We start from the raw sequence: 26,901 nt of genomic DNA on the forward strand, positions 1-26,901 counted from the left end.
CAGTTTCAAATATATCACTGTTGTGTAATAAATCTATGAATTCAAAGAGTGTTATATATGTATTTAATCTTAGTATGTGTAATTAATGTGTTTATTTAAGTAAGAATTCTCTACTTGCTTTGTCTATTTCTTGCTGACTAACTCTTATGTACTTCTGAGTAGTTGCAATACTTGTATGGTTTAGAAGCTCTTTTATAAGCTCGATATTTCCATTACTTTTCTCGTATTGAAGTGTAGCATACAACTTTCTGAAACTGTGTGTACTGATATTTTCTAGTCCAAGATAATTTGTAATAATCTTTAACTGCTGCTGAACATTTCTTATCCCAATATCAAGCAAATTATCATTTAACCTAAGCCCATTCTCTATAGCATAATCCTTTACAATATCGACTATCTCAGGATTAATCTCTCTATACTGAAGCTTTCCTGTTTTCTTCTCTGTAATCTCAAGTCTACTTCCTTTGAAGTTTTTTATCTTCAATCTCTTTATATCAGAAATTCTCAGACCTAAATTTGTCTCTAAAAAAAGAGCCATCTTTACCTTTGGATTTGGCCTAAAAGTTCTCTTCCTATTCTCATGATCCCTATACTGAAAACCACTATCCAACAAATCCATAATCTGACTATACTCATAAATCTCTAACGGTCTCATCTTGTCCTCCTTACTCAAAAGATTAACATAACATTATTATGTTAACTATATGTTTGTATCCTTAATAATCTAGTATAAATTTATTTCATTTTTATAAACTACTAAAAAATATGCTTTGAATTTAGTAACTTCTCAAATGGTGGTTTGAATCAAATTTTCTAATCAATATAATCAACTTATAGTATTGAATCTTATAGACAAAACGCACTCGACAATCTGCAGACGTGGGTTTTGATTACAACAAGATAATTTACATACACGCACGTCGAAGCCTGGAGAGAAGTTTGTCTATAAGTTCAATACGCAAATAAGTATAAGAATTAGAAAATTTGATTCAACCACCATTAACTATATAGTAACATAAAATGCGCTTTTTATCAAAATAAACTGCGTGTTATTTTCACTCCTCAAAAACTCCATTCCTGAAACCCAGTGTTTCCAATGGTTGCAATATAAACTGCGCATTTTATAGATTATACGCAGTTTTTATACTTTCTCAAATTTCGATTTTAAGAACATAAAAATAATTAAAGGATAGTTTATATTAACGCATAAAAATAACCTCTTAGAATCGAATCTAAGAGGTCGAAATTTTTCTGCTAAATCTTATATTTTTAAGCAATTAATTATTAAATTGTGAGTTATATAAATTAGCGTAGAATCCATTTTCTTTCATAAGCTCATTATGGTTTCCACATTCTATTATATTTCCGTCTTTTAACACAAGAATTTTATCTGCATTTTTAATTGTAGATAATCTATGTGCTATTATGAAGCTTGTTCTACCTTCCATTAGGTAGTCCATAGCATCCTGTATATTTTTTTCAGTTTTTGTATCTATTGAGCTAGTAGCTTCGTCAAGTATAAGAACTTTCGGATCTTTTAATATTGCTCTAGCTATTGTTAGAAGCTGTTTTTCACCTTGAGATATATTATCAGCTTCTTCATCTATTACAGTATCGTATCCTTTTGGAAGTGTAGAGATGAATTCATCTGCATTTGCATATTTACAAGCTTGTTCAATTTCTTCATCGGTTGCATCAGGTTTTGAAAATCTTATGTTTTCTCTTATACTACCTGTGAATAACCAAGTATCCTGAAGAACCATTCCTATGTTATCTCTTAAAGTACGTCTATTGATGTTTATTGAATCAACTCCATCTATTGCAATACTTCCACTGTTTGGATCATAAAATCTCATAAGCAGGTTGACTATTGTTGTCTTACCAGAACCTGTAGGTCCAACAATCGCAACAGTCTCACCTTTTTTAGCATATAAAGATACTCCATGAAGTACTTCTTTTTTACCGTATCCAAATCTTATATCTTTGAATTCTACATTTCCGTCGAATACCATTTCTTTTCTTTCAACATCTGTTTCTTCTTCATATTCTATAAATTCATGAATTCTGTCCATTGCAGATAATGCCGACTGAATTTGAGATGATAACTGAGATACCTGTGTTAGCGGTTCATTTACCTGCCAGATAAATCTAACAAATGCCTGAAGCTGACCAACAGTTATCACACCACCTATTGCGTATATTGTTCCTATTACAGAAACAACACCTATAGCAAGATAAGTAAGTAAAGATAAAAGAGGTGACATTAAATATGATAAGAATTGTGCTTTGTAAGCAGTTTCTCTTATGTTTTCGTTGATTTTCTCAAATTTCTTTACAGATTCTTCTTGTTTACCAAAAAGAATTATTTCATTATATCCAGAAAAACTTTCTGTTACATTTGCACTAAGATCACCAAGTGCACGCTGATGAATATCGAAACTTTCTTGAGAAACTTTTGCTATCTTTTTGATGATAATATAAGAAATTGGAATTATAACTAGTACGCACAATGTCATAACTAAATTTACTCTAAACATCATAAATATAGCAAAACAAACCATAAGTACACCACTTATTACATTCATAAATGTCTGCTGCATTGCATTTGAAATAGCATCTATGTCGTTTGTTATTCTACTCAGTATATCCCCTTTTGGATGAGAGTCAAGAGTTTTAACAGGAAGTGCGTTGATTTTTTCTATACAAGCATTTCTCAAATCCTTCATTGTATCCTGGATAGAATTTGTTATACAAATCATACTTATCATCTGAGCAGCTGTTTTAACAGCGTATATAAATAGAAGTAAAATGATAATTTTTATGACATTTTCCATGTGGAAGCGAGCTCCTGGAACGCCTTTAGCTAAATCCGTTACATCTTTTAAGATACTGTTTGTAATCATCCCTTCAACGTTTGGAGAAGTTACCATTGCAGCGCATGTTACAACAAGCATAACTATTGAAATTATAAATCCTCTTCTGTAAGGTTTTAGATATTTTAATAGAGTATTTATAGACTCAAATCTTTTAAGCTTCTTCGCCATAATCTATCGCCTCCTCTCCAATCTGTGACTCAGCAATATTTTTATAAAGAGGGCAGTTTTCCATAAGATCCTCGTGAGTCCCTACTGCTTCTAATTTACCGTGATTTAAAACTAAAATCTTATCTGCATCCATAATAGTAGAAATTCTCTGAGCTACTATGAACATTATCGAATTCTTAGTAACGGGTTTTAATGCTTTTCTTAAAGCAGCATCTGTTTTGAAGTCTAGCGCAGAGAATGCATCGTCGAAAATGTATATATCTGGTTTTCTTATTACAGCTCTTGCAATAGAAAGCCTCTGTTTCTGACCTCCAGATAAATTCGCAGCATTTTCTTCTATTACAGAATCAATACCATCTTCTTTACTTGCTACAAATTCTGTAGCCTGAGCTAATTCAAGTGCTTCCATTATTTCGTCATCTGTAGCATCAGCTTTACCAAAACATACATTACTTCTTATAGTTCCCTTGAATAAGAACGCCTTCTGAGCAACAAATCCTATTTTTTCTCTCCATCTTTCAACATCGAAGTCTTTTATATTTGTGTTGTTGTACATAATTTCTCCGCTTGTACAATCAAAAAGACGAGGGATAAGTTTAGAAAGAGTACTCTTCCCAGAACCTGTGCTTCCTACTATTGCTATTGTCTGTCCTGTTTTAGCTTCAAAAGATATACCATCTAATATCTTTTTACCATCTTTTTCATATCCTATATTATTGAAAGAAATAGTGTTTGTATCTTTGTCAACTATTTCGGTTTTAGGATCATTTATTAAAGAAAGCTCTTTATTAAGAACAGAATTAATTCTCTTTGCACTTACATTTGCTCTTGGGTACATCATAAATACTGTACAGAAGAACATCATAGACATCATAGCGTGGAATAAATAGTCTAGGAAAGCAACCATTCTACCTACTTCTAGTGCGTTCTGACTTACAAGATTTGCTCCAAAGTAGAATATCCGGCATACAGCAATATTCATAACTAAGAAGAATATTGGCTGAGTAAGCTGCATTATCATAAATAGGCTCTTAGAGTTTTTAGTGAAGAATTCATTAGTTTCTAAGAATTTTTCCTGTTCAGTGTGCTGTCTATTAAAAGCTCTGACAACTCTAACACCAGTAAGACTTTCTCTAGATATTCTGTTCATATCATCAAGTCCTGCCTGCTGTCTTTCAGATATAGGTCCTGTAACCTTTGCAACAAAGATAACACCGATAATTATTAGAGGTATAGTCGCAAATATTACAGAAAATAGCTGAACACTAGATCTGTAAGTAAGAAAAAGACTTGTAACTAGCATAACAGGGGTCATAAGTGCTGTTCTTAAAAGCACGTTTACGAATAACTGAATTTGGAATGCATCGTTGTTTACTCTAGTTATAAGGCTCGCTATCTTAAATTTGTTGTATTCTTCATGTGAAAAGTGTTGTATCTTTTCATACATATCCTTTCTAATATCGTGTGTGATACTAGTTGAAATTTTGGAACAACAATAACCTAAAAGGATTGTTCCAGATACTCCAAGTATTGAAATTCCAGCCATCTTTAAACCTTCACCGTATAGATAAGCTTTGTTTCCTGTAGATACACCAAAGTCTATCATATCAGCTAATATTGTTGGAATTCCAAGCTCTGTAAGGACAAACCCGAATACAGAAATTATATTGATGCAAACTAGTAGTTTGTATTTTTTCATGTAATGTAAGATAAGTCTCATAGCATCATTCCTTTCTTAAAATATTAAATTGTCTAATTATTATGTTATAGTATAAGGTTACTTTATAGTCAATAGTAAATTAGTCAATTTTATAATAGATTAAAATAGTATTTAATATCGTTGAAATATCAATATTTTTATAAATATTTTATTGCTTATTGATTATGTTTAAAATATATTGTAGTATAAAAATAAGCATAAAAAAATAAATTTTTCTGTTGTATTTTAGATAAATTTCAAAAAATATTTTAAAGTGATTAGATAAATTAAAAGTAATTGTATAAATTATATAAATAAAAGGAGTTGATTTTGTGAGTAAAGAAAAATTTCTAACTACAGGAGAGTTCGCAGCTCTATGTGATGTTCCTAAACACGTATTATTCTACTATGATGAGATAGATCTTTTTAAACCTGCATTTTGTGATGAAAAAGGATATAGATATTATTCGTATTTCCAATATGATACATTTATGATGATAAACACGCTTAAAACTCTTAAAATGAGTTTAGATGATATAAAGATTTATATGGAAAAGAGAAATCCAGATATTTTTATGGATTTATTAAATGAAAAGGAAAAAGAGATAAACAAAACTATAAAACATTTAAAGAAATTAAAAAAACATATAGAAGTTCAGAAATTTGTAGCAGAAGCTGGAATGGAATATTCTAGGCCAGAATATAAAGAAGAAAATATTTTTATTGAGGAATTAGATGAGGTAAATCTTCTTTTGAGCGGAAATTCAAACGATGCTATTAATACCAGTTTCAGCGAATTTGTTATCGAGTATGCAAAGTTTTTAAAGAGCAATAACTTATCTGCTCACCAAAAAATTGGGACAATGTTTCAGTCTGATTTATTAAAACTAACTGATACAAATACAAATTCAGAATTTACTTATTTATATACTTACACTAATAAGAAGAAAGGAAAAAATATATACACAAGAAAAAAAGGAAAATACTTATCAGGAATACATATTGGTCCATATGAAAAATTAGACGAAACTTATAAATCTATTTTGGATTATGTAGATGAGAATAATATAAAACTAGGTAAATTTGTATATGAGGAATATCTAATTACAGATTTATCAGTTTCAGACCCAGAGCAATATGTTACTAAGATAATATTTGAAATCAAAGAATAGACTAAAAAGGCTGCTGCAAAGTTTGCAACAGCTTTTTTCCTATTTATTTCCTTTTATAAATATTGGTGACTCTATATCTAATGAATCAAAATCTGCTTCATATACTACTTTATTTTTTTCTATATCAAATATTTTCAATACAGATGTATTCATTCCAGAAATATTTACTTCATTTCCACCTGTAGAATCAGCATTTCTAAGAAGATTAGTCTTAACTGCTGAAATATAGTATATCTTACCATCTAAAAGCATCATTCTTGAATCATCAGCAGTACTACCTACAAATCTATTGTTGTATCTTCTTTGAGCCATGATACTATCAATTTCTAAATTAAGCTTTTCTTTCTTTTCTAGCTTCAAAGTTTCTAAATCATAAGTGATTTTGTACAGATGTTTATCTTTTGCGTTTCCAGTGTATATGATAAACTTATCATTAGTATTTTCATAAAGGAACATAGTATCTATATATTCAAATCCGTCATTAATTTCTATTCCTCTTAATGGAAGAGGTTTTAAGAATTTATTAGATTTAAAATCATATCTAAGTAGAGAGTTTGATACTATATCTCCTTCTTGTGCACTTATGTTTCTCATCAATATGTATATATATTTATCGTTTGAATTCCAGCTCTGTACAAATAGATTTGGAGATAAATCTGCAGTTTCTTTAAATGTATTTAATATTTTGTAACTTTCTTTATCAAAATCAAGAGAAACTACAGATACAAGCTCCTGATCTGATGAAACTAATGCGTAGAATTTACCGTCTTTTTCTATAAAATTAGTTAAGTGTGATATAGTCTGTGTATCTTTTTCTTTTATAGGAATTTTTTTGTCTACGGTAGATCCAGACTTTTTATCGTATATTTTAGCAACTAGAGAAGATTTTTCATCCTCTATTCTCTGTGATAAGAAGTAGATTTTATCTCCTACTGCTAAATCATATGTATCAAATATATTTTTCTTAGTTAAATCCATATACTCTTTTAGCCCTATGTCTGAGCTTAAAAAGTTTCTTGTCAAGAAATGCTTTCCGTATTCTATCTTCTTACCGTCTTTGCCAAATATAGCAAATCTTGTTCTTCCTGTTATATTTTTCTGAGATACTAGTGAAATATCTTCCATCTCCTTAATATCTCCTGTCTGAGATATAGGTTTCATAACCTGACTTGAACTAATTTCAAATCCAGCAGTTATTGCAACCATTGCTACGAGAACAGAAGATAGTATCATTTTCCGTCGTTTTGTAATTTTCATCGTTCTGCCCTCCTAAAACTCTAATCTTTGTAGAATATATTTAGAAGCAAAATATCCTACTACTATCGAAATAACAGCCATATATATGACTTCTGTTTCATATACTAATATGAAAGACATAAACAGCATAAATACGAATAAGCTTATACTTACAACAACAGAGATAAATTTTGCAAATCCGCTTTTGTACATACAAAATCTATTTATTAAAAATGCAAGTGCTATTAAAGATGTATTTGCTGCAACAATTAGCACATCTGTAACTAAAAAGTTTCTAAATGTCATAGGCATATAGATTGCTGTTGCTAAACTTGAGTGCATCATAGCAGTAAATGGATTCATAAACACTCCACCATTCATAACAAATGGAGCTACTAGACAAACTAGTATTGTAATTGCTATGAATAGGATTAAGTTCATATAGAACATAGTAACTGCATTTAAGAATTTTACTATAAATATATGATGTCTTTCCTGAGGAAGCATCATTATTGTGTATATGCTCTTATGTCCCGATGTGTACTCTCTCATCCATATAAAAGCTGCATAAACAACACTTACCGCAAGTATTGTAATTCCAAATCTTTGCATATCAAGTATTGTAACCACTGTTGTCCCAGTTCCTAAATCTAATCCAGCTGTTGATACATCCACATATAATTTATTGTATTTTACAATCGATACTATATACGATGCTATCCAGATCAAACTCTGTACAACAGCTACAATCATATAATCGTGCTTACTTTTTCTAAGCTCATTACCGAAAAGATACAGTATATTATTACTCATTATATCCATCTCCTTTCAGTTTAAAATCTACATTGTTAGTGTAATTTGTACCTGTATTAGTTACCTTCCCTTCAAATTTCATCTTTCCAGAATCTCTATCTAATATTCTGAAAAGTACCGGAGATGACACTCCAGAAATAGTAGGTTCATTAGGATTTGTTAGATATGTTTCTGAAATAATATAAACTAAATTTTTCCCATCTATGTATATACTTTTGATTGGAAAATCGTAATCAGTTGTTTTATTATTAGTTTTATGTTCACTGTAATTTTTTATAGCCATAGTTTCTAAGTCTACATCAAAAGAATTTATTAAGTATTCATCTAACTTTTTTCCGTCCTTGTACGATAAAACGTTCCGCAGACTAAGCATTCCATTATTTATTGAATAACCAAAACTATCTCCTAGTTTAAAATCAGTTCTTTCAACTGATGAGTAGTTTTTCTTAGCTAAATCGTATTTTAAGAATACTACTCTTTCTTCTTTTTCATTTTCTGGATTGTAGTCCTCTGCAAGATACACTATTTTTCCATTATCCATAAATGTATCGTATATCGACATTCCATCTGCGCCAACACCTTTATAATTAAACTTGCTTTCAGTAGTTACATCTAAAGTTTCTGGATTTATTTTTAGTACTTCAAACTGTGTACTTGAATCATCCATTACATAACTTATAAATGCAAATATATTTCCATCTTTTCTAAATGCGTAGTTTAAGCTAGGGTTAAATCCCTCTCCTAACTCTTCCATCGGATTTTTTACTTTACCAGACTTGATACTTCTATTTAAGTTAATCATAGTCTTTTCGTACTTTGTAGAATCTATCTCTGCAATAGATGTCTGATTTTCACTTTCTGCAACATTCATATTCTTTTCAGGTATATATTTTTCGTTCTTAGCTTTTAATATAACCAATTTATTTACAAAATCATCTGTTGTACTAGAAACTTCTGGAAACTCTTGATAAAGTCCTACATATGCTATCATGTCATGAGGATCTTTTCCAACTTTTGTTATTATCGCATCCTGTGTATCAGAAGATTGCTTTAATAGCTCAACTTTTGATACAACTCCATTTTTACCAATAGCATATTTTACTTTTGAATGTTTTCCATTTGTTCCTTCTAATTCGGCATATATTCCATTCATATCTTTTAAATTACCCTTGATTGCCGAAATATTTAAAGTATTGTGTCCTTCTTTTGCAAACATAAGCATAAAAGCTGCTATAGATGCAATTATTCCGACGGGTATTATTTTTGATTTTAATTTTAATTTCATAATATCCCTCCTTTACACGCTCATTTTTCTATTAGAAAGAAAATATGAAATCGCTGTGCATATTATCAAAACAATAACAGCTATTATAATATTTGCAACAATTATGTTATCAGTTATTCCCATATTTAATAGTGCCTGATAAACTTTAGAACTTGCATTCCCTGTATTTATTCCTAAAATAGATGCAACAAATACAAATATTCCTAAAACAGCAAATCCTACAGTTTTGTTTTTCATACTCATAATTATTATCATAAGTGTAGATATTACAGTTATTCCTACAAATACATAAAGTATATTTTCTATTAGGAAATCTACTTTATTTGAGCAAACAAATAATGTATCAGATGCAAATGAAAGATCTGAGTTAAATGACGAATCTATTAAGTTACACTTTGATGCAAATGTTGCATTAAATATTAACTTTGATATAAATAATGCTATTGTTTCAAAAATCATAACCATATATACAAAAAATAATGAGTTCATCATTTTTGCTGCATAGATTTTCATCTTGTTTCCTGGAATCATCATATAAGTGTATATATTTTTATGGCTTCCATTCCAATCTTTTAACCATATTGCAGCTGTGTATAAAATAGCTCCCATTACGCCTAAAGATAATAAAAGATGAATAACCATGTTTCCTTCAAGAATCATAGCCCCATAAAATACTCCGCCGATTTGATTTCTATACATTTCTGTTAAATTGTATGTAGTAGCTGACATATAAATGTAGTATCCGTTAACAGCTATGATAGATACCAATACTGTGGCACAGTATATAGAATAGAACTTTAGATTCTTTCTTAGCTCTATATTTGAAAGTGCCAGTATTTTACTCATTTTGATATACCTCCCTCATCTTTTCAAGAATTGATAGGTTTTCTCTTTCTCTAAGTTCTTCTGCATTTATGTTCATTACTAATTTTCCTTCATCTATGAAGATTACATCATCTACTATGTTTTCTATGTCTGATATTTCGTGAGTAGTGATTACAATAGCCTGATCTTCATTCATGTATTCCGGTATTAAACTTATAAACTCTTCTCTTTTGAAGAAGTCTATTCCTGAGAATGGTTCATCTAATAATAGATACTCTGGCTTCTGAGCAAATCCTATTATTAGTTTTACTCTAGCTATGTTCCCTTTTGATAGGTTATCTATTATATCTTCTTCATTTAATCCGAATATTTTTAGCATTTCCTCTGCCATTTCAGAGTCCCAGTTTTTGTAGAATACTTCCATAAACTCGAACATTTCTGATATTTTTGTGTTTGCGAAGTGTATGTTTATATCTGGAACAAATGCAACCTTGTTGTAGCTATTCTGGTTGAATTTTTCACCATCGACAAGCACTTCTCCTGAGTCTGGTTTGATAAGTCCAGCCATTATTTTCATAACTGTTGTTTTACCAACACCATTTATTCCAAGTAAGGTTGTTACCTTACCTTTTTCTATATTGAAACTTACATCATCTAGAGCTTTGAATTTTTTGTATTTTATTCCACTCAGCTTTCTAAATGATCTGCTGACATTTTTTACTTCTAACATTTTGTCCTCCTCTTCTGCCATAATCAATAGCTCTTAAAAAATAGATTGGCAAAATTTTTATACGAATTTTAGTTATTTTTAGTCGTAAAATCTTTCTATTAATTTTATTATTTCTTCTTTTTCAACCTTTATTGATTTCATATCCTTGATAAATTTTTCAAGAGATTCGTTAACCATCTCAGCCTTTAGAGATGCTATTATCTCTGGGTTTGATGTTATTCTGCTCTGATGGTTTCCAAATGTTGTTATTAATTCCATATCGCCCATCTCCTTATATGCTTTCTGTACTGTGTTAAGATTTACTTTTAAACTTGATGCCATTTCCCTTCTTGATGGAATCTCATCTCCTGGCATTAATTCCCCTATTATTATTCTTCTTTTTATATTTTTTATTATCTGTAAATATATAGGAGAGCTTGAGTCTATTTCGAAATACATAAATTCTCCTTTCCGAGGTGTACTATTTATGTGGTACACTTCTTATAAAAAATTTTTTCCTCATTTGGCTAGCGTATTATCTGTGTAGTACACACTAGGTAAAAATAATTGATAGAAGTACGGCAGCTCCTATCACGATTGTGTGGTGAGATTTTAATTATTTTTATCTCGATGTACTACACAGACAGTACACTTTTTTGAAAATACTTTTGCTATTAACTGTATTATAATGGTAGTACACCTAATCTGTAAAGTAACAATTTTGTTACTTTTTCAATAAAAAAAGAGCACCTGAATTAAATCAGATGCTCAGTTGATAAATCTAAAAGCAAAACTCTCTACCATTTAGTTTTTGCCAGAAAAAATCCAGCCATCGCCGTACAATTTCGTTGTTTACAATGATTGATTTACTGTTCTTTTAATTATTCGTAATTCGTAATATGTAAATTAATGAAAATTGTAAAATCGAAATTCGTTTTTCTATATAATAAGCTTTTTTCGTCTTTATACGGCTACTATATTTCAAAAAATATTTACCTACAACAAATTTACAAACTTCATCAAACTCTTCACTAGAAACAAGTGCATAAGCTTATGGAAAGAGTTATAACTACTCTATCAGCGACAATTCTGCAAGCGCCCCACATCTTCTAAATGTGTTACTCTAACATAGTGGGGCGCTGAAGTCTGGAGCCGATGAGTAGTTATACTCTTTCCCTTATGCATTTTCTAGATCTACTTCTATTTCCACCTCAGTGTTTAGTTTTTCTATTAGTTGAGATAGTTCATTTAGTTTATTTTCTAAATCAAGTGACTCTATTTCTTCTTCAAACATTTCAATATTTGGATTTCCGTATTCTATCACACCTAAGTTTGGCTCTAGGCTGATTCTTGAATCATGAATCATTACCTCTAATAGACTTAAATACTGTCTACCTGTTTTTGCCTCTATTAATAAATCATTTAATGTCTTGCCTTCATAAACGACCTTATTGTTTCCTGCATGGATAGCTTTCTTTAGATTTACGATATCTTTTAGTAATGCTTTATATTCTTTAAATCTGTCTATATTTTTTTCTACCAATTCCTGACTTACAACAGATTCACCATCTTTTTTTAGTGGTATATCCCTACAAGAGCCATAAAACTGCTGTTTTAGTTTAGCTTCCTTCTTTTGTAAGTTTGATAGCATAAATATAGCTTGTTGCATAGTTATCTTCTTTATCATATACAACACCTCCGTTTGAAGGAAATTATATCACAATGGAAACGCTTTTACAATAAATGGTTCATAATAGATTATATTTAAACAATAAAAAACCCCTATACTTTTAGGAGTTGGCATACGATTATAGTACAGGAGTTTTAGGTTAAGATTTATGTTTGAAATTTTGATTATGCTTTTTTAAAATTATTTTTTTACTCTTGTCGTATTTATACTGTCTATTTTTAAATCATCGTTATATCCTTTGTTGACTAGGATATTTTTGACAGCTGAGTACAGCTCGCAACAGTTTATACTTACTACTTCTCCATTTTGAAGAGTTACGCTGCAATCACCACACTCTACATTATCGTCAGCATTAGCAAAAGTAAATTTTTCATTTTCATCTATTATCCCAGCTTCTTGAAGGATTTTTATAAATCTATAAACAGTTGCTAATCCAATAGATCTGTCCTTTTTTCTAACGTTATAATATACTTCTTTTATCATAAGAGTTTCATTGCTTAAAATAGTATCCAGGATTAATCTTCTTTGGAAGGTTATTCTATGTCCCTTAGACTTTAACTCCTCTACAATTTGATTTTTTACCTCATTTTTATTATTAAAATCTATCTTTCCATTGTTTTTAAGCAATTTATTCACTCCCTTTATTAATAATTTATGTTTATTGAAATTTAATCGTTGTATATATTGATATTCGTTATCATATATAAATTATAATCATTTTTCTCATATTAGTCAATACTAGCTTAAAAATATTTTAAATAGTTAGATAAATATTTCTTTTGATAGAAATTTTTTCATAAAAAAAGGAGATGATTTAATATTATTCATCTCCTAATTATTTCTAATTTAATTTAAATTCTATTGTTGTTGGATTGTGATCAGAATACTTAAATTGTAAGTCACTTCCATTTTTAGCGACAACATTTATATTATCAGATACAATAAATCCATCTATAATTGCAGTGAAGTTTACATCTTTATCATAAGGAATTCCAGCAGTTCTGTTAGTTGGTACATTTTCATCTACCTCAAATCTATATCCCTTTGGACTGAAGTTTTCTGGAATATAATCATACCAATCAGGTCTTTCCTCAGTTTTTGCAAATTTATTTATGTCAGTGGTTGGAATAACGTGGTTCCAATCCCCACCAGCTATTACATAATTCCCTTTTTTGTACTCATCTTCAAGTATTTCTTCTAACATATTAAGCTGCTTCTGTCTAAATTCTCCACCTTTATCATATGCTGACATATGTAGATTTATAAGGACAAGCTCTTTATTATTAGTTGTTTTTACTCTATTTACTATCATGCATCTATCTAATCCAAATAATCTAGCAAGCCAACTCTGGTCTGTAGGAAGGGATATTCTCTCAGCAGTTTCAAATTTATACTTGCTGTATGTACCCTGTCCTGCAGATACTTTACCATGCATATCGTTAAATGGATATATAATATATGGTACTTTATAATTAAATGCAAAACAATTTGTATATTCATCATCTAAACCATGAGCAACAAGTACTCTCTGATCTGTTTTTCTACTTCTAGAACTATCTATATCTATTTCCTGAACAAAAGCAAAATCAGGGTCTATTTTGTTTAATTCATTTACTGAACCTTTGATATTTTTCATTACAGTTTCTCTATCTTTAGCCTTAGATTCTGTTCCACCGTCCATGAAAAAGTCAAAATCTTGGCTATATGCTCCAAAGCCAATATTATATGTTGTTATAGAGTGTGTCTTAGCTAGGTCAACTTTTTCTTTGCCAGCATCATGTGCTATCATTAGATTTTCTTTGTATAGTGGCTGATAGTCACATACAGTAAGCCAACCTAAATATGCACATAAAATTATAACTACTGTACCAAGTACAGCAGCTATGACCTTAGCTATTTTTTTTAAGCTTTTTCTCAATTTTTACCTCTATTTTATCCTATTCATTTATTAAATCTATAGCAAAATTAAGAGTAGCATGTCCATCACAAGCACCAAATTTTACCATATCTAACATTTCTACTTTTGTTTCGCCTGGAGCAAAGGCTTTTATACGTTCAAATTCTCCCATAAGCTGTGGGCTTAAAAGAAGTAAATCTATATTATTACTTGAAAGAACTTCCTCTATTTTATTTCTATGAATAGCTTGTATATCGCAAGCTATATTTCTGCTTTCTGCTTCTTTTTTCATTCTGTCCACTAATATATCTGTAGACATTCCACCAGTACACGCAACCACTATCTTCATAAGTTTGTTTATATCCTTCCACTTTTATTTCATTTAGAAAAAATTTAACTTTATAACTCTAATAATAGTTTTAATTTATCTAGTATTTCTTATAGAAAAATACACGAACTATTATCAGATTTAATTGTCTTATAATATATATTATAAACCCAATAAACAATCTGTCAATATTATAATCGTTCGTGTAATTCTAAATAATAATTCTTATTTATTATAGATTGTTTCTAATCTATACCTTTTTTTAATTCATATACTTCATTATTAATAATATCTACACTCATACTACCAACTCTTATTCGCTCTCCCTTGTCATTTAAAAACATTTCCACCAAAGCGTTCGGATTTTCAATTATTTTTAGTTTCTTCGCTCTAGTCATTTTCTTTATATATGATTCAAGCTTCATTGCAGAACTTCTGCTGCTGCTTTCAAAATATGCTTCAAGCTTTTTAAATCCGTAGTTTTTAGTGTATTTGCAGTTAATTCCATCTGTATGTTCAAGCATTCTTCTTTTGATATCCGTAGTATATCCAGTGTATAATGTATCATTTTTACATCTTATTATATATGTATAGAAAATCTTCAATTATTTTATCTCCTAGTTTTCGTTATCTTTACCAACTGATATGAATATCTGTAAAGCTAAAAATGCCTTTACATCCATATTTGCTTTGCTTTTCAATATTTCAACAGCCTGCTGTCTGTCTACTAATAAAGTCTGAATTTCTTCTGTTGGTTCAAGATATTTATTAGATGGCTCACCTTTGCATGTGCAGTAAAGTAAAGAGAAAGATTCATCTGTCATGCCTGGAGATGGGTATAAACCGAATCCACTATCCATTTTATTTATTTCAACAAGGTCGAGTCCTGTTTCTTCTTTTAATTCTCTTTTTGCACAAACTTCTATGTCCTCACCTGGATCTATAAGTCCAGCTGGAAGTGAATATACATAATCGTCTAAAGGAACACGATATTCTCTTATTATAACAAGTTTGTCCTCTTCTATATGATATGGAACCATTACAACAGCGTCATCTCTGTCATTTCCATCGCCAAAATACATATCGTTAAGCTCTTCTTCTGATTTTCTTGTAGCTAACATCCAAGTTTTTTCAGATTTGTCTTTAGATTCGTATTTCATTTCATACATGCTTAAATATTTAGACTTCCGTATTGGAGTTAATTTTTTTACTTTTTTCTGTCTCATGTTAAATCCCCTTCTTATCTATAATTATTATTTTAAAAAAGAATTATTTTATATTAATTATATAATTTGATTATATCACAATTTCTAATATTAATTAAATATGATATGTATTTTATAAAATTATATATAAAAAAAAGAGATACCCTTTTGGATATCTCTAAAAAATTTCTTTATTAAAATTATCTTCTACCAAATCCTATAACAGCAGCACCTAATGCTCCTATTATCTGAGTGTCTTCAGCTAAGAATATTTCTTTTCCTATTATTTCAGATACCATTCTAACAAGCTCGCTACTTTTTGCAAGACCACCTGTGAATGCTACCTTGTCTACTATTTCTCCTCTTGATAACATAGAAGTAGATTTATTAGCTATTGATTTTAATATACCGGCAGCAACTTCTCCTGTTGGAACGTTCTGTGCTAATAAACTTACTATTTCTGACTCAGCAAAAACAGTACACATACTAGATATGTTTACTGGGTTGTTTCCTCTTGCAAGTTCATCTATTTTAGTTATATCGCTTCCTAATATATTAGAAGTTACTTCTAAGAATCTTCCTGTACCTGCAGCACATTTATCGTTCATTAGGAAGTTTACTACGTTTCCATCCGCATCAAGGTTTATAACTTTACTATCCTGTCCACCTATGTCAAGTATTGTTCTTACATCATTATTTATAAAGTGTATTCCTTTACTATGGCAAGTTATTTCAGTTACCTTTTTATCAGCAAAGTCCATAACTCCTCTACCATATCCAGTACCTACAACTTTTTTGATTTCTTCTTCTGGTATACCTTCTTTTAATTTTTCATAAACTTCATTAGCAGTAGTCATTGGGCTCCATCCTGTTGGAACTATTATTTTTTTAACTATTTTTTCTCCATCAAATAAAACCCCTTTTGTTGCTACTGATCCTGAATCAACGCCTATACTGTACATTAACTTTACTCCTCCCACTTTTTGTATATATATAATTTGTTTGATTATTATTTTACATTATTAGTCTACTTATCTATTTTATCATAGTTTTATCTAATAGTATAATAGAGATTTACTATAACATTATAAATTTAATATTTGAAATTGGCAGTTTTAATTTTCATACAAAAAAATTATTGATTTTTGATTATTTATATTTTTTTACTATAAATTCTAAATATGTTGAAATTCCAATATTTTTAAAATTTATCATATTTTCAGAACAGTTGTATAAATGAGAATAAAGTGTTATCCTAAAATTGTGTTTGAGAAAACGTATTTCAAATGACACAGAGAATAGATATTTTTACGGAGGGTAAAAAAATGGATATAAGAGAAAGATTATCTAAATTAAGAGAAATCATGGCATCAAAAAATATAGATGCTTACATGGTACCATCAGCTGACTTCCATCAGAGTGAATATGTTGGAGAATACTTCAAATCAAGAGAATTCATAAGTGGATTCAATGGTTCAGCTGGTACTGTTATAGTAACTAAAGATTTCGCAGGACTTTGGACTGACGGAAGATACTTCATACAGGCTGAAAAACAGTTAGAAGGAACTGGAATAGAATTAATGAAAATGGGTGTAGAAGGATTCCCTACTACAACTGAATTCTTAGTTGCTAACCTTCCAGAAGGATCGGTTCTAGGATTTGACGGTAGAGTTATATCTGCTAACGAAGGAAATGAACTTACTGCTGTTTTAGCTGAAAAAAATGTAAAAATAGAATATCAGTATGATTTAATAGATGAAATATGGGCAGAAAGACCAGCTTTATCTGATGCTAAAGCTTTTGCATTAGATGTTAAATTCACTGGTGAAAGTATAGCATCTAAATTAACTAGAATAAGAGAAAAAATGGCAGAAAAAGGTGCTTCTCACCACGTAATAACTACTCTTGATGATATCGCTTGGATATTCAACATGAGAGGTGGAGACGTAGCTCACAGTCCAGTTGTTTTAGCTTACACTGTTATAACTGCTGACAAAGTTTGCTTATTCTTAGACGAAACTAAATTACCAGAAGATTTAAAAGCTATATTCGCAGCTGAAAAAATAGAAATATTACCATACAACGATGTTTACGAATTCGTTAAAGGTATACCAACTGGAGAAAAAGTTCTTGTTGACGGAACTAAATTAAACTACGCTATATTCAACAATATAGTTGCTGAAAAAATAGTTGATTACAACCCATCTTTATTCTTCAAAGCTTGTAAAAATGAAACAGAACTTGCTTGCACAAGAAACGCTCATATAAAAGACGGTGTTGCTATAACTAAATTCATGTACTGGTTAAAAAATAACGTTGCTAAAGGTGGTATAACAGAACTTACTGCTCAGGCTAAAATAGAAGAATTAAGAGCTGAACAGAAAGACTTCTTTGATACTTCATTCGGAAGTATATCAGCTTACAAAGAACATGCTGCTATGATGCACTACTCTTCTACACCAGAAACTGATGTAGAATTAAAACCAGAACACTTATACTTACTAGATTCAGGTGGACAGTACTTAGATGGTACAACTGATATAACTAGAACATTTGTATTAGGTGAATTAAATGATGAATTAAAACTTCACTTCACTTCTGTTGTTAGAGGTATGATAAACTTATCATTAGCTAAATTCTTATACGGATGCCACGGATACAACCTTGACATACTTTGTAGAGGGGTTATGTGGAAAATGGGAATAGACTATCAGTGCGGTACTGGACATGGTATAGGTCATGTTCTTAACGTCCACGAAGCTCCAAATGGATTCAGATGGAGATTAGTTCCTGAAAGATTTGACTCTGCTGTTCTTGAAGAAGGTATGATAACTACTAATGAACCAGGTGTTTATATAGAAGGATCTCATGGTATAAGAATAGAAAACGAAATAGTTTGTAAAAAAGCTGAAAAGAACTTATACGGACAGTTTATGAACTTCGAAGTTATAACATTTGCTCCAATAGATTTAGATGGTATAGATCCAGAGCTTATGACTAAAGAAGAAAGAGATTATCTAAACTGGTACCATGGACAGGTATTCGAAAAAATAGGACCACACTTAACTGAAGAAGAAAGAGAATGGTTAAAAGGATACACTAGAGCTATATAATTAAATAAAAATATATTGGGATGTCGCAGTATGCTGTGGCATCCCTTCTTTATTTCTTACTTTAAATGTAAATAATATGGGGAAAAGACTAGTTAAATTTTGCTCCAGGCTTCAGCGCCTCGCTCTGATTATGTAACACATTTCAGAGTTGCGAGGCGCTTGCAGAATTGTCGCTTTAATTTAAACTAGTCTTTTCCTTTGCACATTATTAAAATGATTAAAGATAAGGATCTAAAGAAGGGATTGCCACAGTAATTATCTGCGACATTCAAAATATTTTTATTCAAATTATATAGTTCATAGTGTATTTAAAGATGATATGGTTGGAAAAGTTTGTTTAATTGTCTTAGTATTTATTATTTGTGTTGAATTAAGTTGATTTTAATTATATAATTAGTAATAGTGAGTGTTTATGCTTATGTTTTTAAAATTATATTGAAATATATTTTATTTTCAGAAAATACAATTTAATAAGGGGGTTTAGTATGAAAGAGAATTTTTCATGGAAGACTATTTTTAATATAGTAGCAATTCTTATAGGGAATGCTATTTACGCTTTAGCAGTTGTTCTGTTTATAGTGCCAAATAATCTTATTACAGGAGGAACTACAGGGCTTTCATTGTTATTATACAATCAGTTTGGTATACCAATGTCAGGATTTATTTTTGTTTTTAATGGAGTTATGTTCCTTATAGGTTTATTTGTTTTAGGTAAGAAGTTCGCACTTTCTACTTTAATTAGTACATTCTTCTACCCTACTGCATTTGCTTTCTTTGAAAAGACAATCGGTTATGGTGGTATGACAAGTGATAATCTACTTGCTGTTTTATGTGCTGGTATTATGATAGGTGTTGCTATAGGTATAGTTATTAAATGCGGTGCATCTACTGGTGGTATGGATATTCCTCCTCTAGTTATAAACAAAAAGGTCGGTATTCCAGTATCTGTTAGTATGTACTTCTTTGACTTTTTAATACTTCTTTCTCAGATGTTATTTACAAACAAAGAAATGGTATTATACGGAATACTTCTAGTTATGACTTATACTTTAGTACTAGATAATGTGCTTGTTATGGGTAAATCTCAGACTCAGGTTAAGATAGTTTCTAAAGAATACGAAAAAATAAATACTATGATATCAACTGAAATAGATAGAGGTACTACTCTACTTCACGCAGAAACAGGATATATGAAAAATGAATATCCAGTTGTTCTTACTGTTATTTCTAACAGAGAATTACCTGCTTTAAATAGCAAAGTTCTTGAAATAGATCCAAACGCATTTATGATAGTGAGCAAAGTAAATGAAGTTCATGGTAAAGGATTTACATTCAAGAAAGAATATATAGAAAACTAAACAATTCAGGTATATAATAGATTTCATATAATGAATTTTTAATGGCATTTTATCCAATGGGTTTAATGCCATTTTTTTATTTTTGATAGAATAATATTAATTATAAATAGATGATATGCTTATTTATAAATTATTTACATCTTTCTATATAATTATTTTATAATATAATCTTTTTGTATTATAATTTTTTTGAATTTATAGAAAATAGTATAATCAAGTGATATAATTTATAATATAAAGATAAAAAACTAAATATTAAGAGGGAGGGATAAAATTGAAACCTCAACAAAAATTAGCATTGGATTTATTGGAGCCTGGAGAAACCACGCAAGCCTATTTAAATTCAAGTAAAACAATTCCTTCTGGCATTACATCTAAGATGCTTTACAAAGATATCGTAACAATAGCATGGCCTTCTCTTTTAGAACTTATGTTAACTCAGTTGGCGTCTATGGTCGATATGATAATGGTCGGTCGTCTTGGAGCCTCAGCGCTTACCGCTGTTGGACTTACTACTCAACCTAAGTTTCTAATAATATCAATTATAACTTCCATAAATGTCGGTACAACTGCTTTAGTTGCTCGCAGCAAAGGTCAAGGAGATCAAGGAAAAGCCAATCTTGTTTTAAGACAGGCTATTTTAATAAATATCTTTATATCTGTATTAATTTCATTAATAATGTATTCCACAGCAGAGCCTATTATAAAATTCATGGGTGCTACTGATGCCCTTTCACTAAAAGAAGGAACAGAATATTTAAAAATACAAATGCTTGGAATTCTTCCACTAGCTCTTACAGGTACAATTACAGCTGCACTTAGAGGGGCTGGAAATTCTAAAACAGCTATGATTTATAATTTAATAGGAAACTTAGCAAATGTAGTTTTAAATTACGCATTAATCTACGGAAACTTTGGATGCCCAAGATTAGAGGTTGCTGGTGCTTCACTTGCCACAATTTTAGGGCAGTTTGTGGCATTTATTATGGCTTGTATTGCAGTTACAGGACACAGAAATTATGTAAGATTTAGAGTTAAAGATGGTTTAAAACCTAATTTTAAAATGATGGCTGCGATTTCAGATATAGGTGTTCCAGCACTTATTGAACAGTTAGTTATGCGTGTAGGATTTATCGCATTTGCAAAAACAGTAGCATCACTTGGAACATTAGCATTTGCAGTTCATAATGTATGTATGAATATACGGGCACTTTCATTTATGAATGGTCAGGCATTTGCAGTTTCTGCAACTTCTCTAGTTGGTCAAAGCTTAGGTAAAAAAAGAGCCGATATGGCAAATTTATACGCAACACGCTCAAGAAGAATGGGAACTGTAGTTTCTATTATACTTATGATTTTATTCTTTGTATTCCCAAGAGAAATAATATCACTTTACAATCCTGATCCTGAGATAGTAAATCTAGGAGCTAGACTTCTTGTAATGGTGTCTATTATACAAATTCCTCAAGGATCTCAGTTTATCATAAGTGGTATTTTAAGAGGTGCTGGCGATACTAAGGCAACTGCTGTAATAGTAACAGTTACTTCTCTATTCTTAAGACCAATACTTGCAATTGTACTAATTCATGGATTTGGTATGGGACTTGAAGGAGCTTGGATTGCTATTATGGCAGACCAGCTTTTAAGAACATTGTTGGTCTTTATACGATTCAGTAGTGGTAAATGGATTACAAAATTAGATAAATAGATTATAATTAGTGTATGAAATTGTTTTCATAAATAAGTAATTTTAGAAAGGAATTATTTAAAATGTTAATAAGAAATGTAAAAGAATCAGATTTTGAAGAAATATACAGCTTTGTAAAAACTGCCTTTGAAACAGCAAAAAATTCAACTGGAAATGAACGGGAATTTGTTTCTGAAATAAGAAATAAAGATACATATATTCCAGAATGTGAATTTGTCGCTGAAAAAGACGGTAAAATAATAGGACATGTAATACTTTCTAAGCTAGATATTGAAACTGACGATGGTGAAGTTTTCCATGGCGTTAGAGTTGAACAGATTGTCGTTGCTGAGGATGAGAGAGATAATAGACTTGGTGGAATGCTTATCTGCAATGCTTGTATGATGGCTGCAGAACTTGGTTATCCAGGAGCTTTTGTCGTTGGATATCCTGAGTATTTTGGTAAATTTGGATTTATTGAAACTGCTGAGTATGATATAGAGAATGTATCTGGAATAGATGACAAACTTGTACTTGCTTGCCCTACTTGTACTGGGGGATTTAGAGGAATAAAAGGAAAGGTAAATCTATAGTAAATATAAAGGACAAGATAATAACTACTCTTTGCTCCAGTCTTCAGCGCCTCGCATTGTTAGAGTAACACATTTTAGAGTTGCGAGGCGCTTGCAGAATTGTCGCTTTAGAGTAGTTATTAATCTTGTCGGGTATATAAAATTTTTTCTGTAAATAAGCCCTCTATGGCTTAAACTACCGTTAGGTAGTATAATAGACTTAAAATAATTTATGAATAAATGGCTAACGCCCTTTAAAACATAATATTATTTATTTTGTTGCAAGTCAAGAAAACCAGCTAAAAAAGCCGGCTTTCTTGACTTTTTTAATTATTACAATCTATCTTCATACATTATTGAAAGTTCTCCATAAATATATCCCCAGTTTCTAATAGGCATACTCCATTTTTTGCTTATTTTTTCAACTGATAGATATAGTGATTTTTCTAAGGAAATCTTGTTTGGAAAAACAGTTCTTTTTTATTTATTTTTCTAAGCTGCGAATTTACACTTTCAATGGCATTTGTAGTATAAATTACCTTTCTAGTTTCTGGTGAAAATTTAAATATCGGTATAATTGAATCCCAGTTACTAAACCAAGATTTCATAGAATTTGGATATTTTTCATTCCATTTTTCTGAAGTACGTTCTAAATTAGCTAGAGCCTGTTCTTCATTAATGGCATGATATATTGTTTTTAAATCATTAGCAAATTCCTTTCTATCTTTGTATGATACATATTTTAATGTATTTCTAACTTGATGAACAATACATCTTTGATATTCAGTATTTGGAAAAGCGGAGCTTATCGCTTCTTTTATTCCTGATAGTCCATCAGCACAAACGATTAAAATATCTCTTACACCTCTATTTTTTAATTCATTTAGCACAGAAAACCAATACTTAGAGCTTTCAGTATCTCCAATATACAATCCTAGAATTTCTTTGTATCCTTCGGAACTTATACCAAGAATTACATAGACAGCTTTTTTCTTAACAGAACCATTTTCTTTAACAGAGAAATGGATAGCATCTATATATACAACAGGATATACACTTTCAAGAGGTCTATATTTCCATTCTTCGATTTTAGGTATTATTTTATCAGTTACATCTGAAATCATTCCTTCAGATAGTTCAAATCCATAAATATCCTCTATTTGAGAAGTTATATCTCTATTACTCATGCCTAAAGCATACATATTTATTATTTTTTGCTCTATTTCAGAAACATCCTTTTGTCTTTTTTTGACAATTTGAGGTTCAAAAGAGGAATCTCTATCTTGAGGAACATCAATTTCGTATTCTCCCATTCCAGATCTAACTCTTTTTGTTTTATATCCATTTCTTGAATTGGTATTTTCACCACGTTCATATTTTTCATATCCAAGATGCTCATTCATTTCAGATTCAAGCATCTCTTGAATAGTATCACCTAAAAGATCTTTAAGTGCATCCTGAATGTCTTGAGCGGTTTTAATTTCATATGTTTTAATTAGCTCCGCTATTATATTTTTCTTTTCTGGATTTAATGGTTCTCTTTTCTTTCTGCCCATAAAAAATCGCCTCCTATGATTAATTTGATATTACCATAGAAGGCGATTAAATTTACAGACTTTTTTTCATATACTCATCTTGTCCCATTTTTTATTATAGATTTACCTTTTTCATACTAAGCACTAGGAATAGTTTATCTTGATAATAAATTCTACCATCCTTTTTTTGTTTTAACCTTTTTCTTTTTCTCTTTTGAGTTGTCTAGGTTTATGTTGGTTTTTATTGTTATTAGTATAGATAGTAAAATCATTAAAGCTAGTGAGATTATGTTTAGTCCAATGTTCCAGTTTACACTTACATCATAGCTTCTATACCCTATCAATCCTAATGTTGCAGTTATAGGATATATGTTTGCTAGAGCCATTTTTGATGATGCTAGTAATCCAGAATATCCATATACAAATGCTACTATTGCACCTACTAAATAGCCCTTTTGCTTTCTCCAAGATAATACTATTATCGGCATTGTTGCAATATAAAGGAATAAACTGTTTGCAGTTATGCTAAACAACGCTTCTATCGCATATCTCACTGTAAATCCTGGATAATTCATAACTTTCTCTCCTATTATTGTAAAAACAAAGCAACAAAATCCAAATAGAATTGAAACAACTCCACACACAATCAACTTACAAAATACAAGTTTCTTATATGAAATAGGAACAGTAAGTATATTTTTCATTGTATCATTGTCATATTCTCTATTCATAATATATCCTGAAATTAACGTAATACAAACTGGAAATATCAATGTCATATTATTTTTAATCACTTGTTCGTACAAATATCTAAAATCCCAAAATGATCCATCATTTGCAGTAGAAGTAAATATAGTAAGTACTACAGATAAAAGCATCATAAAAATCCCAGATAATATAATATTGTATCTTTTTAACTTTAAAAATTCTGTTTTTATTATAGTAATCATATTACTCACTTCTCTTTCTGTATATGTAATCAATTAAGAATATCGAAATTACACCAATCACTCCTAATATGGCAAATGTTTCTAAAGTGCTTGGCAATAAATTAAGCTTTTGAAATTCTGACAAGTCTAATACCATTCCTCTTTCAAGCAGCTCTTTTGACGACCAGAACATAGAAAGTGGAATTGGTAAAATCCATAACACAAACTTAGGTAAAACATCGTACATCGCTGTTATCAATGTATTCAAGCTAGTCCAAAATACACATAGTAAAATTGAAAATATGTATGTTTTACTAAAATACACAACAACTACTACTAAAGGTAAAATACCTATCCCCATAAGTATGCCCATTTCCGCAGAGAGTAACAGCTTATATCCAAAATCATTTAATTCAAAAAAGATTAATCCGCAAATTCCTGCTGCTATACATGATAGTAAGCAGAATATAATCGAACAAATAAGCATTAAAATAATCTTGGAAATTACTAGTTGTGTTGATGTTATAGGGATTGCTTTTAGATTTTTAAAGGTGTCGTTATCTCTTTCTTCAAAGAAAATTACAGCTGCAAGTATTCCTAACATACAAGGAAGCAAAAACTGCATTCCGTACACTATAACCATATCAAACAAGGAATCAAATGCGTCCTTTTGGCTCAAATACTCTCCTGAAATAAACTGTCCCTTTACAATAAAAGTAAGTGCTATTGGGAAAAGTAAAGAAAAGATTATTCCAATAGGAATTAATTTTTTCCTCTTTAATTTTAAAAATTCACATTTAACTAGTTTAAGCAATTCCAGCACCCCCAGTTATTCTCTTGAAATAATCTTCAAGTGTGTCCTCTTTCATCCGTATTTCTTCTACAGCAATCCCTTCATTCACAAGCTCTCTAACCAACTCTGGAATAACTAAATCTAAATCATATATTTTTATAGTTCCGTTCTTTTCAACAGAATAATTTTTAATATTAAAACATGCTTCTAAAACTTTAACCGCTTTTGAATCATTAGGTGTAACTAATTTGATGTATTTTTTATTTCTATTTTCTAGTTCTTCTAAGCTTTCCTCTTCCAATAAAACTCCATTATCTATAATTCCAATATCATCCGCAATAAGCTCTATTTCAGATAAAATATGGCTAGAAATTAGAATTGTTTTGCCTTTTTCAGTACATAATTTTCTTATAAAAGTTCTAACTTCTGCTATTCCTATAGGATCAAGTCCATTTATTGGTTCATCTAATATTAAAATCTCAGGATCGTGCATAACAGCAAGTGCTATTGCAAGTCTTTGCTTCATACCCATAGAATACTGTGAAAACAACTTTTTATCATTATATTTTAGCCCAACTAGTTCTAGTGATTCTTTTATAGCATTTCTTTTAGGAATACCTCTAAGCTGAGCAAATATTTTTAAGTTTTCTGTACCAGTTAAGTTCGGATAAAATCCAGGAGATTCTATTAAGCAGCCTATTCTTGGTAGAATTTCCTTGTTGTATTTTTTCATACTTTTTCCAAATATTATTACTTCTCCAGCTGATGAATCTATCAGATTTAAAATCATCTTCATTGTTGTAGTCTTACCTGCTCCATTTCTACCTAAAAGTCCGTATATTCTTCCCTTTTTTATATGTAGGTTTAAATCAGAAACACTTCTTTTTCCATTGTATTCTTTAGTTAACCCTTTTGTTTCTATTACATATTCACTCATATATAATCGCCTCTCTTTCTTTAATTAAATTGTAATACTTAAACCTAACATATACATTGCACCAACCTTGCATA

24 protein-coding genes and 1 pseudogene are annotated in these 26,901 nt (G+C 30.2%); 5 read left to right on the top strand and 20 right to left on the bottom strand.

Going from position 1 to position 26,901, the window contains the following annotated elements:
• Positions 1 to 91 precede the first annotated feature (91 nt).
• The 3 genes from KGNDJEFE_RS05420 to KGNDJEFE_RS05430 all read right to left on the bottom strand — a co-directional run bounded on the left by KGNDJEFE_RS05420 (position 92) and on the right by KGNDJEFE_RS05430 (position 4,743).
• On the bottom strand, positions 92 to 655 hold the full coding sequence (locus KGNDJEFE_RS05420) for a tyrosine-type recombinase/integrase (RefSeq protein WP_006439502.1): 564 nt from the start codon (positions 653 to 655) through the stop codon (positions 92 to 94).
• Between the two features lie 622 nt (positions 656 to 1,277).
• Complete coding sequence (locus KGNDJEFE_RS05425; protein WP_006439503.1) at positions 1,278 to 3,044, bottom strand: ABC transporter ATP-binding protein; 1,767 nt, start codon at positions 3,042 to 3,044, stop codon at positions 1,278 to 1,280.
• Positions 3,028 to 4,743 carry an ABC transporter ATP-binding protein gene (locus KGNDJEFE_RS05430; RefSeq protein WP_006439504.1) on the bottom strand — a complete coding sequence of 572 codons (1,716 nt, stop codon included), beginning with the start codon at positions 4,741 to 4,743 and terminating at the stop codon, positions 3,028 to 3,030. The genes KGNDJEFE_RS05425 and KGNDJEFE_RS05430 overlap by 17 nt, the downstream gene beginning before the upstream one ends.
• Before the next feature lie 332 nt (positions 4,744 to 5,075).
• On the opposite strand from KGNDJEFE_RS05430, the gene KGNDJEFE_RS05435 reads away from it, so the two are divergent.
• Positions 5,076 to 5,915, top strand: a complete 840-nt coding sequence (locus tag KGNDJEFE_RS05435) for a MerR family transcriptional regulator (protein ID WP_006439505.1) — start codon at positions 5,076 to 5,078, stop codon at positions 5,913 to 5,915.
• A 39-nt stretch (positions 5,916 to 5,954) separates the two neighbouring features.
• Here the strand turns inward: KGNDJEFE_RS05435 and KGNDJEFE_RS05440 are convergent, their stop codons facing one another.
• From KGNDJEFE_RS05440 to KGNDJEFE_RS05500, 13 genes are all read right to left on the bottom strand, one after another.
• On the bottom strand, positions 5,955 to 7,172 hold the full coding sequence (locus KGNDJEFE_RS05440) for a hypothetical protein (protein ID WP_006439506.1): 1,218 nt from the start codon (positions 7,170 to 7,172) through the stop codon (positions 5,955 to 5,957).
• A 12-nt stretch (positions 7,173 to 7,184) separates the two neighbouring features.
• Positions 7,185 to 7,964 (bottom strand): hypothetical protein, encoded by a 780-nt coding sequence (locus KGNDJEFE_RS05445; RefSeq protein ID WP_040410255.1) that lies wholly within the window; start codon positions 7,962 to 7,964, stop codon positions 7,185 to 7,187.
• Positions 7,957 to 9,249 (bottom strand): hypothetical protein, encoded by a 1,293-nt coding sequence (locus KGNDJEFE_RS05450; RefSeq protein WP_006439508.1) that lies wholly within the window; start codon positions 9,247 to 9,249, stop codon positions 7,957 to 7,959. The genes KGNDJEFE_RS05445 and KGNDJEFE_RS05450 overlap by 8 nt, the downstream gene beginning before the upstream one ends.
• Positions 9,250 to 9,261: 12 nt before the next feature.
• A complete protein-coding gene (locus tag KGNDJEFE_RS05455; protein ID WP_006439509.1) occupies positions 9,262 to 10,095 on the bottom strand; it encodes a hypothetical protein in 834 nt (277 codons plus the stop codon).
• Positions 10,088 to 10,804: an ABC transporter ATP-binding protein gene (locus tag KGNDJEFE_RS05460; RefSeq protein ID WP_040410256.1), complete on the bottom strand. Its 717-nt coding sequence runs from the start codon at positions 10,802 to 10,804 to the stop codon at positions 10,088 to 10,090. The genes KGNDJEFE_RS05455 and KGNDJEFE_RS05460 overlap by 8 nt, the downstream gene beginning before the upstream one ends.
• A gap of 78 nt (positions 10,805 to 10,882) precedes the next feature.
• Positions 10,883 to 11,242, bottom strand: coding sequence for a GntR family transcriptional regulator (locus tag KGNDJEFE_RS05465; protein ID WP_006439511.1), 360 nt, complete (start codon positions 11,240 to 11,242; stop codon positions 10,883 to 10,885).
• A gap of 718 nt (positions 11,243 to 11,960) precedes the next feature.
• Entirely contained in the window at positions 11,961 to 12,470 is a 510-nt protein-coding gene (locus KGNDJEFE_RS05470) for a hypothetical protein (protein WP_006439512.1), read from the bottom strand.
• Positions 12,471 to 12,653: 183 nt separating this feature from the next.
• On the bottom strand, positions 12,654 to 13,100 hold the full coding sequence (locus tag KGNDJEFE_RS05475; protein ID WP_050754638.1) for a Fur family transcriptional regulator: 447 nt from the start codon (positions 13,098 to 13,100) through the stop codon (positions 12,654 to 12,656).
• 214 nt (positions 13,101 to 13,314) lie between these two features.
• Positions 13,315 to 14,391, bottom strand: coding sequence for an endonuclease/exonuclease/phosphatase family protein (locus KGNDJEFE_RS05480; protein WP_006439514.1), 1,077 nt, complete (start codon positions 14,389 to 14,391; stop codon positions 13,315 to 13,317).
• A 19-nt stretch (positions 14,392 to 14,410) separates the two neighbouring features.
• A complete protein-coding gene (locus KGNDJEFE_RS05485) occupies positions 14,411 to 14,719 on the bottom strand; it encodes a PTS sugar transporter subunit IIB (protein WP_006439515.1) in 309 nt (102 codons plus the stop codon).
• 224 nt (positions 14,720 to 14,943) lie between these two features.
• Positions 14,944 to 15,303, bottom strand: a complete 360-nt coding sequence (locus KGNDJEFE_RS05490) for a GIY-YIG nuclease family protein (RefSeq protein WP_242649210.1) — start codon at positions 15,301 to 15,303, stop codon at positions 14,944 to 14,946.
• 12 nt (positions 15,304 to 15,315) lie between these two features.
• A complete protein-coding gene (locus tag KGNDJEFE_RS05495) occupies positions 15,316 to 15,924 on the bottom strand; it encodes an NUDIX hydrolase (RefSeq protein WP_006439517.1) in 609 nt (202 codons plus the stop codon).
• A gap of 179 nt (positions 15,925 to 16,103) precedes the next feature.
• Positions 16,104 to 16,865: an acyl-CoA dehydratase activase gene (locus KGNDJEFE_RS05500; protein ID WP_040410257.1), complete on the bottom strand. Its 762-nt coding sequence runs from the start codon at positions 16,863 to 16,865 to the stop codon at positions 16,104 to 16,106.
• A gap of 363 nt (positions 16,866 to 17,228) precedes the next feature.
• On the opposite strand from KGNDJEFE_RS05500, the gene KGNDJEFE_RS05505 reads away from it, so the two are divergent.
• From KGNDJEFE_RS05505 to KGNDJEFE_RS05520, 4 genes are all read left to right on the top strand, one after another.
• Positions 17,229 to 19,016, top strand: a complete 1,788-nt coding sequence (locus KGNDJEFE_RS05505) for an aminopeptidase P family protein (RefSeq protein ID WP_040410258.1) — start codon at positions 17,229 to 17,231, stop codon at positions 19,014 to 19,016.
• A gap of 485 nt (positions 19,017 to 19,501) precedes the next feature.
• Positions 19,502 to 20,374: a YitT family protein gene (locus KGNDJEFE_RS05510; RefSeq protein ID WP_006439520.1), complete on the top strand. Its 873-nt coding sequence runs from the start codon at positions 19,502 to 19,504 to the stop codon at positions 20,372 to 20,374.
• A gap of 274 nt (positions 20,375 to 20,648) precedes the next feature.
• Positions 20,649 to 22,082 carry an MATE family efflux transporter gene (locus tag KGNDJEFE_RS05515; RefSeq protein ID WP_006439521.1) on the top strand — a complete coding sequence of 478 codons (1,434 nt, stop codon included), beginning with the start codon at positions 20,649 to 20,651 and terminating at the stop codon, positions 22,080 to 22,082.
• 62 nt (positions 22,083 to 22,144) lie between these two features.
• Positions 22,145 to 22,654, top strand: coding sequence for a GNAT family N-acetyltransferase (locus KGNDJEFE_RS05520; protein WP_006439522.1), 510 nt, complete (start codon positions 22,145 to 22,147; stop codon positions 22,652 to 22,654).
• Positions 22,655 to 22,966: 312 nt separating this feature from the next.
• Here KGNDJEFE_RS05520 and KGNDJEFE_RS05525 read toward each other — a convergent pair.
• From KGNDJEFE_RS05525 to KGNDJEFE_RS05540, 4 genes and pseudogenes are all read right to left on the bottom strand, one after another.
• Positions 22,967 to 24,189 (bottom strand): annotated as a pseudogene (locus KGNDJEFE_RS05525) (IS256 family transposase).
• A gap of 152 nt (positions 24,190 to 24,341) precedes the next feature.
• Positions 24,342 to 25,118 carry an ABC transporter permease gene (locus KGNDJEFE_RS05530; protein ID WP_040410259.1) on the bottom strand — a complete coding sequence of 259 codons (777 nt, stop codon included), beginning with the start codon at positions 25,116 to 25,118 and terminating at the stop codon, positions 24,342 to 24,344.
• A gap of 1 nt (position 25,119) precedes the next feature.
• A complete protein-coding gene (locus KGNDJEFE_RS05535; RefSeq protein WP_006439524.1) occupies positions 25,120 to 25,911 on the bottom strand; it encodes an ABC transporter permease in 792 nt (263 codons plus the stop codon).
• A complete protein-coding gene (locus KGNDJEFE_RS05540) occupies positions 25,904 to 26,827 on the bottom strand; it encodes an ABC transporter ATP-binding protein (RefSeq protein ID WP_006439525.1) in 924 nt (307 codons plus the stop codon). The genes KGNDJEFE_RS05535 and KGNDJEFE_RS05540 overlap by 8 nt, the downstream gene beginning before the upstream one ends.
• Positions 26,828 to 26,901 lie beyond the last annotated feature (74 nt).

Origin of the sequence: Peptacetobacter hiranonis (assembly GCF_008151785.1) — a bacterium.
Classification (GTDB): Bacteria; Bacillota; Clostridia; order Peptostreptococcales; family Peptostreptococcaceae; genus Peptacetobacter; species Peptacetobacter hiranonis.